Origin of the sequence: Kingella kingae (genome assembly GCF_900475905.1) — a bacterium.
GTDB classification, from domain to species: Bacteria; Pseudomonadota; Gammaproteobacteria; order Burkholderiales; family Neisseriaceae; genus Kingella; species Kingella kingae.
Map to the genome: position 1 here is coordinate 1,992,297 of NZ_LS483426.1, position 14,257 is coordinate 2,006,553.

The following is a 14,257-nucleotide window of genomic DNA, read 5'->3' on the forward strand; positions in this document are numbered from 1 at the left end:
ATTATTCTCCTATCAAAATTTGTTTCACTTTATCTTCGTCAAAACCGTGTTGCAATGCTTTGATGAACACGGTTTCGCCATCATCACTAAAACTGACCACTTGCACGCCAGAAGCAGCCTGCAATGCTGTGCCTAAATCGGGCAAACGGTTTTTCCATGCATCGGGTATCGCATAAACCACGTTTTTGACAGGCAATGGTGCAGGAGCAGTCGCCGCCAACATCAACCAAATCGCACCTATGCCACAACAAAAACCAAACACACCTGCGTAGCCAGCCCAATCAAACAATCGGCTGCCCAACAGCCCACCTGTGAACACGCCTAACGATTGCGTGGTATTGTACACACCCATTGCTGTGCCTTTTAGATTAGACGGTGCGATTTTGGATACCAAAGACGGCATACTGGCTTCCAAGATATTGAATCCAATAAAATAAATCACCAATGCTATGCCAATCGACCATGCGGAACTTAAACTCCAAATCAAAGCAGCCTGCGCGGCAATCACCAAAGTAATGCCCAATAAAAACACAGATTTAAGTTTGTTGCGTGTTTCGCCAACAATAATCGCTGGCACCATCAAAATTAAGCCGATGACGGTGGCGGGTAAGTAGATTTGCCAATGTGTGGCTTTGTCCCAACCAAGCTGTCGCAAGGCAAACGGCAACACGGTAAACATTGCCATCAAACCAGCCTGCAAGACAAAAATCCCCAAATCAAGGCGCAATAACTGGCTGTTTTTTAACACTTCGCCCAAGTGATTGGCTTTGACTTGTGTGTCTTGGTGTATGCGTGAACGCTGCGGCTCGGGTGTGTACCACGCAACCAACGCCATGCTTGCCGCGCTCAACACGCCCATGATGACAAACAAGCCTTCCACACCAAACCAACTGGTCAAAATGGGCGACAACACCAAGCTCACGGAAAAGGTCAAACCAATCGTCAAGCCAATCATAGACATGGCGCGTGTGCGGACTTCTTCTCGCGTTAAATCTGCCAGCAAAGCCGTAACCGCTGCGCTGACTGCGCCTGCGCCCTGCACTGCTCGCGCCATAATCAACGATTCGACGCTTGATGTGCAGGCTGCCCAAAAACTGCCTGCGGCAAACACGGTCATACCCAAATAAATTACTTTTTTGCGCCCGATTTTGTCGGACAACATACCCAATGGCAACTGCAAAACCGCTTGGGTTAAGCCGTATGCTGCCATTGCCAAGCCCACCATTTTAAGGCTGCTTGCGCCATCACCTGCCAACTGGTGCGCGTGTAATGCCAACACTGGCAACACCAAAAACATACCCAGCATTCGCAAGGCATACACGCCCGATAGCGACACCGAAGCGCGCCATTCGTGTGCCAACATAGGTATTTTTGCTTTTCTTGCCATAGTGTCTCTCGTGTGAACCGCGTAATTAAAATGGCGCGGATTATAGCATTATTCATTTGCCACCGCGCCAATTTAACGCAAAAGCAGCCTGCACTTTCTGTAAACCAAAAGTGCAGGCTGCTTTTTTATCCATTTAAGTGATTACGCTTGTTGCTCATCTACTTTGTGTCCTTTCAACGCGAAGAACACGATGTAGCAATAGCACAACGCCGATACAAAGAACGCTGGCAACAAACCAATGCTAGGCATATCGGCAAACGCGCCTTGCACCACAGGAATCAACGCACCGCCCACAATCGCCGTACAAATAATGCCAGACGCTTCGCCTGTGAATTTACCCAAACCTTTTGTACCCAAAGAGAAAATCGTTGGGAACATAATCGAATTGAACAAACCAATCGCCAACAAAGACCACATCGCCACATGACCGCCAGCCACAATCGCCAACAAAATCAAGGCAACCACCACGCTTGCGTTAAACGCCAAGCATTTATGTGGTTGAAATTTACTCATCAAGAACGTGCCTGCAAAGCGACCGACCATCGCGCCGCCCCAATACAGCGACAAATAGCCTGCTGCTTTGGCGTGGTCTAGGTTGGCAACGTGTTCTAGCACGTTAATCATCATTGAACCGATTGCCACTTCGCCGCCCACATAGCAGAAAATGCCGACCGCGCCCAAAATCATATGTTTGTATTGCCACACGCTGGTTTTGCCGTCGTGGTTGTGTTCAGTTTCTTCTTGGGCGATTTGACGCGCATCGGGCAATTTAATCAACGCCACAGCAACGGCAAGCAAAATCATGAAACCAGCCAAACCCAAATACGGAATTTGTACCGATGAAATGCGTTCTTCGATGCTAGCGGTTGCGTCCACAAAAATCAACGCTGCACCAATCGGCGGCGCAATCGCGGTTGCCAACGAGTTAAACGCTTGAATCAAGGTTAAAGTTGCCGATTCTTTACCTGGTTTTGCCAACAGGGTCACATACGGATTGCCTGCCACTTGCAGCAACACAATGCCCGTTGCCAAAATGAACAACGCGCCCAAGAAAATCGGATAAGACGCGCTGCCTGCCGCTGGATAGAACAAAATACAACCCAAAGCCGCAATCAAAAAGCCACCAATCACGCCGCCTTTGTAGCCGATTTTTTCGACTAGCTTGCCTGCTGGAATCGACATCAGCGCGTATGCCGTAAAGAAGCAGAACTGAATCAACATCGCTTGGGTGTAGTTCAGATTAAAAATGCCTTTTAGGTGCGGAATCAAGATATCGTTCATACAAGTGATGAAGCCCATCATGAAAAACAGCGAGGTCAAAACGCCTAACGCTACCGTGTTGTTTTTAGGTGCTTGTGAAGACACAATATATCCTTTCAGATTTTCGTTATACAAACCGTGCGCATCATAGCCATAATGCGAACGATTTGCAAATATTCGCATAGATGGGTAAAAAATGCAGGCTGCTTTTTATCACACAAAAGCAGCCTGCACGCTATTTTTTATCTATTTATCTGATTAAAAACAAATCACAACAACCATTTAAAAAATAAGCTGTTTTTTGTTTAACAAAATTTAACTCTTATGCCATAATCCCAACACATTCAAACATGAAAGGACTTGTTATGCAGCTCGATTTATTGCTCACCAGCGAAAAAGACGCGCCCTTGCTTGCCGATGCCGAATTCATGACGGCTTCGCTGTATGCCATGCTAGAAAATCACGCAGACGAAATGGTGGTGAACGCGCTCAAAATTTTGGCAAAAGCGCACGATGCCAGCCATGTGATAACCGAATTGCTACCGTCTTTGTCGGACGAGCAAACCGAAAACTTAATCACAGCAGTGGGTATGTTCGCGCAGGTACTGAACATTGCCGAAGACGTGCACCACGAACGCCGCCGTTTGGCGCACGAACACGCAGGCAGTGCAGCCAGCGATGGCAGTTTGGCAGCGACCATTCAAAAATTTCAGGCGCAAAATATTTCATCAACCCAATTACAAAACGTGTTAAACAACACCCAAGTCAATCCAGTGATGACGGCGCACCCAACCGAAGTGCAACGCCAAGCCACGTTGATTTCGCACCGCAAAATTCGCGCCCTGTTGCCACGCCGTGAATTTTGTCGCAGCGCAGAAGAATTGGGCGATTTGCAGCACGAAATGGATATTGTGTTGCTAACCCTTTGGCAAACCAGCGAAACGCGCCATTTTAAATTGAGCGTAAACAGCGAAATCAACAACGGCGTAAACATCTTCCCAATGAGCTTTTTCCAAGCCTTGCCCAAGTTTTATCGTCGCATGGAAAAACAGTTGCAGGCTGCTTTTCCCAATATTTCTGTGCCCAATTTATTGCAAATTGGCGGCTGGATTGGTGGCGACCGCGATGGCAATCCGTTTGTTACCGCGCAGACTTTGCGTGATGCGTTTGTGCGTCATGCCGATGCCGCGTTTCATCACTATCGCCGCGAGCTGGAAGCCTTGTATCAGGAATTGCCGCTGTCTATTCGCCGCACGCAAATCAGCGATGGCGTGTTGTTGCTGTCGGCAAAATCGCCCGACACCGAAGTCTCCCGACAAGAAGAGCCGTATCGCCGTGCCATTGGCTTGATTTTGTCGCGCATGGCAGGCAAGGCAAATGCGCTGGGACTAAAACTGGGCTGCAAATTTGGTTTGGGCGAACCGTATGCCAATGTGGACGAGTTTTTGCGCGATTTAAAAACCTTGCAAAGCAGCCTGCAACAAAACGGCAGCGGCGTGCTGGCAAGCGGACGTTTGGCAGATATTATTCGCACTGTGTCGGTGTGTGGTTTTCACTTAATGCCGCTGGATTTGCGCCAACACGCCGAAAAACACGAAAACGTGGTGGCAGAATTGTTCCAACACGCAGGTTTGGAAGACTACGCCAGCTTGTCTGAATCCGACAAACAAGCAGTGTTGTTGCGCGAATTGAGCAGCCCACGTCCACTGTTAAACCCATTTGTGGCATACAGCGCGGCGGCGTGTTACGAGCTGGATATTTTCCGCGCTACACATCAAATCAAACACGATTTTGGCGAAGACGCGATTTCGCAAAGCATTATTTCCAACTGCGAAAAACCGAGCGATTTGCTGGCTTTGGCGTTGATTTTAAAAGAAACGGGTTTATTGAAGATTGAAAACGGCAAGCCTGTGTCGCGTATCAACATCGTGCCGTTGTTTGAAACGATTGACGCGCTTGCCAACGCTTGTCCAGTCATGGAAACGCTGTTTGTGCTGGATTGGTATCGCACTTTGGTGAGCAGCCGCGACAATGTGCAAGAAATTATGTTGGGCTATTCCGATAGCAACAAAGACGGCGGCTACATCAGCAGCACTTGGGGTTTGTATCAAGCGGAAATTGGCTTGGTGCAGTTATTCCAAAAACACGATGTGCGGATTCGTTTGTTCCACGGACGCGGTGGCAGCGTGGGGCGTGGCGGTGGCCCGTCTTATCAAGCGATTTTGGCGCAACCTGCTGGCAGCGTGGCAGGGCAAATCCGCATTACCGAGCAGGGCGAAGTCATCACATCAAAATATGGCGACCCAAGCAACGCGGCGCGTAATCTGGAAACGCTGGTAGCGGCAACCTTGGAAGCGACTTTGTTGCCCGCCATACAAGACCCCGATATTGCGTTGATGAACGCGCTGTCGGAGCAATCGTTCGCGCATTATCGTGCGTTGATTACGCGCAACGGTTTTATTGACTATTTCTTGCAAACCAGCCCGATTGAGCAAATCGCCAGCTTGAACTTGGGCAGCCGCCCAGCCAGTCGCAAAACCTTGGCGCGAATCCAAGATTTACGCGCGATTCCGTGGGTGTTTTCGTGGACGCAAAACCGCTTGATGTTGCCTGCTTGGTATGGTTTTGGCACAGCAGTCGCCAAATTGTGCGAAAGCGACCCAAGCAGCCTGCACAAATTGCAAGACCACGCGCAGAACAATCCGTTTTTCCGCACCATGCTGTCCAATATGGAACAAGTGATGGCAAAAACCGATTTGACGCTTGCCGAACACTATGCCGCGTTGAGCGAAAACAGCGCGGACGGCGCAGCCATTTTCGCCACAATTAAAGACGAATACCAACGCAGCCGCCAAGCCTTGTTGGACATTTTGCAAGTGGAAGAATTGCTGCTAGACAACCGCGCCTTGGCACGAAGTTTGGCATTGCGGATTCCGTATTTAAACGCGCTGGGCGGCTTGCAAGTGGCGTTGCTGAAAAAATTGCGCCAAGACCCAAACAATCAACACGTTTTGCAAATGGTGCATCAAACAATTAACGGCGTGGCGCAAGGGTTGCGGAATACGGGGTAAATGGTGGATAGATAAAATACAGGCTGCTTTTATCTACGATTATTAACAAGCAGTTACCAATATTTTTTGTTAAATCGTTTGTGCATCATGTTAGCAAGCGTTAAAATTCGCACCGTCTCTCCAAAAACAAAGTAGTAAACAACATGAAAGCCATTGGCGATATTATTCCGATTTCTCATATTGTGTTAGACCAGCAAGCCAGCAGCAAAAAACGCTTGTTTGAACAAGTAGCGCAACTGCTGCACGAACAAGCTGGCTTGCCACAAAACGAAATTTTTGACTGCCTGATTGCGCGTGAGCGTTTGGGTTCAACTGGTTTAGGGCATGGCGTAGCGATTCCGCATGGTCGTCATGCTAGTGTACAGGCTGCTTGCGGTGCGTTTATTCGCCTGCAAGAAGCAGTGGATTTTGACGCACCCGATGGCAAACCTGTGTCGTTGGTGTGTGTGTTGCTCGTGCCAGAAGCGGCAACCAGCGAGCATTTGGAAATCTTGTCGCACTTGGCTGGCAAGTTCAACGACAAAGCCGTGCGCGATGCTTTGTTGCAAAGCCAAACAGCCGAACAAATCCAACAATTACTCAATTAAACACCGTGCAGGCTGCTTTTGAATACACAAAAAGCAGCCTGCACTATTTGTTTACAAGGAAACTCCATGCCCAGCATTTCCGTTCGCAAACTCTATCAAGACAACCAACAAAAGCTACAAATGGCGTGGACAGCAGGCACAGCAGGCGGCGACAACCGCATTAGCGTAGAAGCCGACCGCCCTGCCCTAGCTTTGGTTGGGCATTTAAACTTTATCCACCACAACCAAGTGCAAGTACTGGGCGTTGCCGAAGTTGCCTATTTGCAAAAACTGGAACAGTCCGACAATCCAACAAGCTTGGACGAATTGTTCAATTTCCCGATGGCGTTGGTGATTGTTGCCAACGATTTGCCCGTGCCGCAAAGTCTGCGCGATTATTGCCACACGCACAATGTACCGCTGCTCACGTCCGCACTGGAAAGCCCGTATCTAATGGACGTTTTGCGGATTTATTTACAACGTGTGTTGGCTGTGTCCACCGTCAAACACGGTGTGTTTTTAGATGTGTTTGAAGTGGGCGTATTGCTCACTGGCGCGTCAGGTTTGGGCAAAAGTGAATTGGCGTTGGAACTGATTTCACGCGGACACAGCTTGGTTGCTGATGACGCGGTAGAACTGCATCGCACCGCACCCGAAGTATTAGAAGGTCGCTGCCCAACCATGTTGCGCGATTTTTTGGAAGTACGCGGTTTAGGCGTATTGAACATTCGCCACATTTTTGGCGAAACCAGTATCCGCCCCAAAAAGCAGCTTAAATTGATTATCCAGCTTGTGCCTGCCGATGACGATTACATGAAAACACTCGACCGCTTATCGATTCGCACCGAAACCGAAACCATTTTGAACGTGAAAATCCGTTCGGTTGTGTTGCCTGTTGCCGCAGGTCGCAACTTGGCGGTGTTGGTAGAAGCGGCGGTTCGCAACTATATTTTGCAACTGCGCGGCAAAGACAGCACCAAAGAATTTTTGGAACGCCATCAGGCAATGATGAACAAACCCGACAGCGAGTTAAACGATGAAGATAGTATTGATTAGTGGCTTATCAGGTTCAGGCAAATCGGTCGCACTCAATTTGCTGGAAGACCACGGCTTTTATTGTGTGGACAACTTACCGCTCGCATTGATACCCGAACTGGTGCGCCACCACGCCACCAGCTGGCAAAGCAGCCTGCACACCGAAAAACTCGGCATTAGCCTAGACATACGCTCGCGCCCCAACACCAGCATGGCAAATGAACTCATCGCCAGCCTGCGCCAACAAGGACACAGCGTTCAAATTCTGTTTTTGGAAGCCGACCAAGCCGTGTTATTGCGCCGTTTTTCCGAAACACGCCGCAGCCACCCACTCGCGCAAGAAAGTGCAGGCAGCCTGCACGATAGCCTAAACCATGAACGCGAATGGCTACTGCCTTTGCGTAACTTGGCATACTGTTTGGACACCACGCACCTAACCGCACAACAACTGCGCCAGCGCGTTTCCCAATGGCTCGATGCCGACCACAGCAGCTTGCTCATCAGCATAGAATCGTTTGGCTTCAAATACGGCGCTGCCCCTGCTGCCGATTTTGTGTTTGATGTTCGCAGCCTGCCCAACCCCTATTATTTGCCCGACTTGCGCCCCTACAACGGCACACAAGAGCCGATTATTCAGTATTTAAATCAACAAGATTTAGCGCAAGAAATGCTCAATGACATCAGCCAATTCATGCAAAAATGGCTGCCCAAAATGCAAGACGAAAGCCGCAGCTACGTTACCATTGCCATTGGCTGCACAGGCGGACAACATCGTTCGGTGTATTTAACCGAACAGCTTGCCGCACGTTTGTGTGGGCAATTTCAAGTGATTACACGGCATCGGCAGATAAAATATAGTGGATTAAATTTAGATTAGGACAAGGCGACAACGACCGCCGTGTACATCTAGTACATAAGGGAGTTGGCAACGCTGTACTAATCTAAATTTAATTCACTATATCCACAAATCAAAGACTCGGACAAAAAGTGCAGGCTGCTTGAACACGCCGCAGCAGGTATCAATGAATAGAACACACAAACAAAACCGATAAATTTCATGCAAGCAGCCTGCAAAATCTTTTACAATCCCACTTCCTTTTTAACCCACATCAACCACAAGGACAAACTGTTATGTACTCAAAAAGCGTAACCATTGCACAATACGACCCAGAATTGGCAGCCGCTATTGCCGCCGAAGTAACACGCCAACAAGACCACATCGAATTGATTGCGTCTGAAAACTACGTTAGCTGTGCCGTTATGGAAGCACAAGGCAGCCAATTAACCAACAAATATGCCGAAGGTTATCCAAACAAACGCTATTACGGCGGTTGCGAACACGTTGATGTGGCAGAACAACTGGCGATTGACCGCGCAAAAAAATTGTTTGACGCAGAATATGTAAACGTACAACCGCATTCAGGTTCGCAAGCCAACCAAGCGGTTTACGCATCTGTATTGAAACCAGGCGACACCATTTTGGGTATGAGCTTGGCACACGGTGGACACTTAACCCACGGCGCGAGCGTGAACATTTCAGGTAAATTGTATAACGCGATTACCTACGGCTTGGACGAAAACGAAGTGTTGGATTACGCGGAAGTAGAGCGTTTGGCGTTAGAACACAAACCCAAAATGATTGTGGCTGGCGCGTCAGCTTACGCTTTGGAAATTGATTGGGCGCGTTTCCGCGAAATCGCGGACAAAGTAGGCGCGTATCTGTTTGTAGATATGGCGCACTACGCTGGTTTGGTGGCAGGTGGCGAATATCCGAACCCCGTTCCATTTGCGGATTTTGTTACCACAACCACACACAAAACCTTGCGCGGCCCTCGCGGTGGCGTGATTTTATGTCGTGATAATACGCATGAAAAAGCATTGAACTCTACCATTTTCCCAAGTTTGCAAGGTGGCCCGTTGATGCACGTTATCGCTGCAAAAGCCGTTGCGTTCAAAGAAGCATTAGAACCTGAATTCAAACAATACGCAAAACAAGTCAAAATCAACGCAGCAGCCATGGCGGAAGAATTGGTAAAACGCGGTTTGCGTATTATTTCTGGTCGTACTGAAAGCCACGTTTTCTTGGTGGATTTGCGTCCTAAAAACATCACGGGTAAAGCAGCCGAAGAAGCGTTGGGCAAAGCACATATCACGATTAACAAAAACGCGATTCCAAATGACCCTGAAAAACCGTTTGTAACATCAGGCATTCGTGTTGGCGCAGCAGCGATTACTACTCGCGGTTTTACGGAAGCCGATGCGCGTGAATTGGCGAATTTGGTAGCAGATGTGTTGGAAAATCCAAACGATGAAGCCGTGTTGAAACAAGTGGCAGAAAAAGCCAAAGTTTTGTGCGACAAAAACCCTGTTTATGGCGCATAAAACTTAAATAGCAGCAATGTGTAGAGTGCAGGCTGCCTAGTGTTGTAGCAAACATTAGGCAACCTGCACTTTTTGTTGGATAAGGATTACTCATGTCATTTCTAGACTGCTCTCATTCCATCGCCCCGCACGACTACAATCGCTGGCTCGTACCGCCTGCCGCGTTGGCAGTACATTTGTCTATTGGGCAAATTTACGCCTATTCCGTGTTCAACGCACCTTTAACCAAACTCATCGGTATCACACAATCCGCGCCCGATGACTGGAAATTGACCACAGTTGGCTGGGTATTCAGCATTGCGCTTGCCGTGTGGTGGCGTTGGTTGTTGGTGGGCGTTCCACTGGCTTATGGTATGATTATGGTGTTCATTAAAGTATTTGATTTGTTTTAGTTGATTGAAGGTGCTGTTGCATTTTAATCAACCAATAAAATAAAGTGCAGGCTGCTTTGCCATTTTGTCTACAAAAAGCAGCCTGCACATTTTTATATCAATTATAATGAAAACGTAATTTTAATGTAATGGAGTTGTATAGTGAATTAAATTTAGATTAGTACCGCGTTACCAACTCCCTTATGTACTAGCTGTACACGGCGGTCGTTGTCGCCTTGTCTTAATCTAAATTTAATCCACTATATAAAACAGACGAGCAAGAATTACAGTTAATCCGTTTGGGTACACATTCAGAATTATTTGGCTAAAATTATTTCTATCCCACAAAAAACCATGTCTTCCACAACCGCCCAAATTATCGCCAGCTACGGTCGCCGCTACATCGTCCGCACCGACCAATCCCAAACCTACGAAGCCAGCACGCGCAGCAAACGCACCGATTATGCGTGCGGCGACTGGGTTCGCATTCAAATCATCAACCAAGAACAAGCCGTGATTGAAGCCGTGCAGGAACGCCAAAGCCTGCTCTATCGCCAAGACGCGTGGAAATCCAAGCTCATTGCCGCCAACGTATCGCAACTTTTGATTGTGTTGGCAGCCGTCCCCAGCCCCAGCGAAGCCTTGTTGCAACGCGCACTCATCGCCGCCGAAGCAGCGCACATTCACGCCATTATCGTACTAAACAAAAGCGATTTGCCCGAAACGGCTATTTGGCGCGAAAAACTTTCATTTTATAAAACATTAGGTTATGAAGTGATTGAGTTGTCTGCGCTACACGAATCCAGCGCAAGCAGCCTGCACAACGTGTTGCACGGACACACCAACATCTTGCTCGGACAAAGCGGCATGGGCAAATCCACGCTAACCAACGCGCTGCTGGGCGAACAACTGGCACGAACCAACGACATTTCAGCCGCACTGGATTCGGGCAAACACACCACCACCCACGCGCAACTGTATGATTTGGACGAACAAACCAAGTTAATAGACAGCCCAGGTTTGCAAGAATTTGGCTTACACCATTTACAGCTTGCCGATTTGCCGCACTATTTTCCCGATTTGTGCCATTTGATTGGGCAATGTCGTTTTCACAACTGCACCCACCGCGCCGAGCCAAATTGCGCGTTCAAACAAGCCGCAGAACAAGGCGAAATCCGCGCCGAACGCTTAACATTGCTGCAAAAGATTAGCGATGAGTTAGACCACTAATTGTTCGGGTTCGCTGCTATCTAGCGTGGGTATGGCGGCGCAACGCCATGAACTAAAATCATTAGATAACAAAACAAAGTGCAGGCTGCTTGTATTTGATGATGCAGGCTGCTATGATGTATCTGTTTACAGATTGTTTACAAAACTTGGCGTAAACACACGATTACAGGCAAAAGCAGCCTGCACTTTTTTATCAATATTATTATGGAGATAGGTCTATGAAACAACCCGTTCGTGTTGCCGTAACAGGCGCAGCAGGTCAAATTGGTTACGCATTGTTGTTCCGCATTGCTTCTGGTGAAATGTTGGGCAAAGACCAGCCCGTGATTTTGCAACTGTTGGACTTGCCACAAGCGCAAAAAGCCGTTCAGGGCGTGATGATGGAATTGCAAGATTGCGCCTTCCCATTGTTGGACGGCATGATTGCATCGGACGACCCAGAAGTGGCGTTTAAAGATGCCGACATCGCGATTTTGGTGGGTGCGCGTCCACGCGGGCCTGGCATGGAACGTGCCGATTTGTTGCAAGCCAACGCGCAAATCTTTACCGTGCAAGGTGCGGCGTTGAACAAAGTGGCAAGCCGTAATGTGAAAGTGTTGGTGGTGGGCAACCCAGCCAATACCAATGCGTATATTGCGATGAAATCTGCGCCTGATTTGCCAGCGAAAAACTTTACGGCAATGTTGCGTCTTGACCATAACCGCGCTGTCAGCCAAATTACCGAAAAAACAGGCAAAGCGGTGCGCGATATTGAGAAATTGTGTGTTTGGGGCAACCACTCACCGACCATGTATGCCGACTACCGCTTTGCGACCATTGGCGGCCAAAGCGTCAAAGAGATGATTAACGACCAAGAATGGAATGCCAACGTGTTCTTGCCAACGGTGGGCAAACGTGGCGCGGCGATTATTGAAGCGCGTGGTTTGTCGTCTGCGGCATCGGCAGCCAACGCGGCGATTGACCACATTCGCGATTGGGTGCTGGGTACAAACGGTAAATGGGTAACGATGGGTGTGCCATCTGACGGTTCGTATGGCATTCCAGCGGAAACCATGTTCGGCTTCCCTGTTACTTGCGAAAACGGCGAATACCAAATCGTGCAAGGCTTGGAAATGGACGCATTCAGCCAAGAATGTATCAACAAAACGCTTGCCGAATTGGAAGGCGAAAAAGATGGCGTGAAAGATTTGTTGTAATCGCTTGATTTAAAAAGCAGCCTGCACTTTTTGATTGATTCAAAGTGCAGGCTGCTTTTCTATTTTATTGATTCAATCAAAAGACAACCAAACTTCCACACGCAAGCCTGTTTCAAAGTGCAGGCTGCTTTTGAGCGTGATGTTGCCGCCATAGCGTTTAGCAATCGTGTCGGCAATGGACAGCCCCAAACCTGTTCCCGTTTCGCCGCTGCCCAAAATGCGATAAAACGGATTCAGCACACGTTCGCGTTCGGATTGTGGAATGCCGTTGCCATTGTCTTCAATACAAATCAACAGCTTATTGTTTTGGATTTGCGCTGACAGGTCAATTTGACTACCGTTTGGCGTGTAGCGAATGGCGTTGTCGACAAGGGTTTTAATCAGCGTGTAAATATCCAATTCGTTTGCCAAAATGCTGGGATTTTCGCTGGAAATCACGCCAATGTCGTGGTTTTTGGCATCGGCAAGCGGCAATAAATCTTCAATCACACGGCGCAAAATGGGCTGCACCGCAACCGATGTACGCGGTATTTCTTCGCTGACTTGCTTTACCGCGCCCACTCAATTACCGCATATGCCGAATGATTGTGAATAGACTCAAAATTTTCGCTTTCCAGCACAAAGCTATCAATGCGCGAATCTTGCTGCAAAATCGTCGCCACATCGCGCACCATGTCTTCCACAAATTTCGGGTTTTCATACGCACGTTCGGTAACAAATTTCTCGTCTGGGCGTTTGAGCAAGCCATACAGTTGGCAAGACGCTTGTTGCTCCACCCAATCCAACACTTCTTCCACTTCCACAGGCGCGTTGGTGTTCAGCGACACGGTAACGTGCGAGCGTTGATTGTGTGCACCATATTGCGAAATTTCTTTGGAACACGGACACAAACTGGTAACAGGCACTAACACGCGCAGGCTGCTTTGCGCTTTACCCTGCACGATTTCACACGACAGCGTTACATCGTAATCCAACAACGATTGAATGCCCGACACAGGCGCGGTTTTGGTGCGGAAAAACGGAAAAGTCGCGCTAATTTTGCCCGAATGTGAATCCAGTTTTGCCACCATTTGCGCGGTCAAATCACGCAGATTGTGCGCGTTGAATGCCAACTGTTGCTCTTCCATCAACGCCACAAAACGCGACATATGCGTGCCTTTTTGGTCGGCAGGCAAAAACACCGTCATCGTCAAACGCGCCACCGTGTGCTGTTCGCCCTGTGCGCTTTGCACGCGAATCGGAAAACGCAAGTCTTTAATGCCAACTTGGTTGATGGGAATGTTGCGTAAATCTTTACTACTTTGCACGTCTGCAATGGCACTCATGCGATTTATTTCCTTGTGTATATGTTGATTGCAGCCTGAGACCTTTGCAAAACCCCATCTTTTGCGCATTTCTTCGTGATGCGCTTCTCGAACGCTTGAAAATATTTCAATATTATCTGCGCGTTCTGCGATGCTATCACTTTGAACTGCACTCAAATCTGGGGTTTTGCAAAGGTCTCAGCCTGCATGTGTGTTTGAGAATGGCTGCTATTTGAAAGCGCGAGAGTATATCACTTTGCCCTGTTTTGGCATACAATCACATTCTTTGATTTTATAGTGAATTAAATTCAAACTATTACCGCGTTGCCAACTCCCTTATGTACTAGGTGTACACGGCGGTCGTTGTCGCCTTGTCCTAGTTTGAGTTTAATCCACTATGCTAATAGCTTGCGATAAAAAGTGCAGGCTGCTTTTTCTACAAAAGGACTTTTATC

General features: G+C 48.2%; 11 protein-coding genes and 1 pseudogene. 8 read left to right on the top strand and 4 right to left on the bottom strand.

Going from position 1 to position 14,257, the window contains the following annotated elements; genetic code table 11:
- Position 1: 1 nt before the first annotated feature.
- Together DQN52_RS10745 and DQN52_RS10750 are read right to left on the bottom strand one after the other, a co-directional pair.
- Positions 2–1,387: an MFS transporter gene (locus tag DQN52_RS10745; protein ID WP_003787466.1), complete on the bottom strand. Its 1,386-nt coding sequence runs from the start codon at positions 1,385–1,387 to the stop codon at positions 2–4.
- 141 nt (positions 1,388–1,528) lie between these two features.
- A complete protein-coding gene (locus tag DQN52_RS10750) occupies positions 1,529–2,752 on the bottom strand; it encodes a sugar MFS transporter (protein ID WP_032827787.1) in 1,224 nt (407 codons plus the stop codon).
- Positions 2,753–3,012: 260 nt separating this feature from the next.
- Here DQN52_RS10750 and ppc point away from each other — a divergent pair, with 260 nt between their 5' ends.
- The 8 genes and pseudogenes from ppc to DQN52_RS10790 all read left to right on the top strand — a co-directional run bounded on the left by ppc (position 3,013) and on the right by DQN52_RS10790 (position 12,498).
- Positions 3,013–5,718, top strand: a complete 2,706-nt coding sequence (ppc, locus tag DQN52_RS10755; RefSeq protein WP_032827765.1) for a phosphoenolpyruvate carboxylase — start codon at positions 3,013–3,015, stop codon at positions 5,716–5,718.
- 143 nt (positions 5,719–5,861) lie between these two features.
- A complete protein-coding gene (gene ptsN, locus DQN52_RS10760; protein WP_003787459.1) occupies positions 5,862–6,305 on the top strand; it encodes a PTS IIA-like nitrogen regulatory protein PtsN in 444 nt (147 codons plus the stop codon).
- A 66-nt stretch (positions 6,306–6,371) separates the two neighbouring features.
- A complete protein-coding gene (hprK, locus tag DQN52_RS10765; protein ID WP_003787458.1) occupies positions 6,372–7,340 on the top strand; it encodes an HPr(Ser) kinase/phosphatase in 969 nt (322 codons plus the stop codon).
- Positions 7,321–8,196, top strand: coding sequence for an RNase adapter RapZ (gene rapZ, locus DQN52_RS10770; protein WP_003787457.1), 876 nt, complete (start codon positions 7,321–7,323; stop codon positions 8,194–8,196). The genes hprK and rapZ overlap by 20 nt, the downstream gene beginning before the upstream one ends.
- A gap of 254 nt (positions 8,197–8,450) precedes the next feature.
- Positions 8,451–9,701 (top strand): serine hydroxymethyltransferase, encoded by a 1,251-nt coding sequence (gene glyA / locus DQN52_RS10775; protein ID WP_003787450.1) that lies wholly within the window; start codon positions 8,451–8,453, stop codon positions 9,699–9,701.
- A 92-nt stretch (positions 9,702–9,793) separates the two neighbouring features.
- A pseudogene (locus tag DQN52_RS10780) lies at positions 9,794–10,012 on the top strand (MFS transporter); the annotation flags it as partial.
- A gap of 414 nt (positions 10,013–10,426) precedes the next feature.
- Positions 10,427–11,302 (top strand): ribosome small subunit-dependent GTPase A, encoded by an 876-nt coding sequence (gene rsgA, locus DQN52_RS10785; protein ID WP_032827786.1) that lies wholly within the window; start codon positions 10,427–10,429, stop codon positions 11,300–11,302.
- A gap of 218 nt (positions 11,303–11,520) precedes the next feature.
- Positions 11,521–12,498, top strand: a complete 978-nt coding sequence (locus DQN52_RS10790; RefSeq protein WP_003787444.1) for a malate dehydrogenase — start codon at positions 11,521–11,523, stop codon at positions 12,496–12,498.
- Positions 12,499–12,570: 72 nt separating this feature from the next.
- Here the strand turns inward: DQN52_RS10790 and DQN52_RS10795 are convergent, their stop codons facing one another.
- Complete coding sequence (locus DQN52_RS10795; protein ID WP_003787443.1) at positions 12,571–13,059, bottom strand: sensor histidine kinase; 489 nt, start codon at positions 13,057–13,059, stop codon at positions 12,571–12,573.
- Positions 13,047–13,823: a GTP cyclohydrolase FolE2 gene (gene folE2 / locus DQN52_RS10800; RefSeq protein WP_003791190.1), complete on the bottom strand. Its 777-nt coding sequence runs from the start codon at positions 13,821–13,823 to the stop codon at positions 13,047–13,049. Before folE2 ends, DQN52_RS10795 begins: the two co-directional genes overlap by 13 nt.
- Positions 13,824–14,257 lie beyond the last annotated feature (434 nt).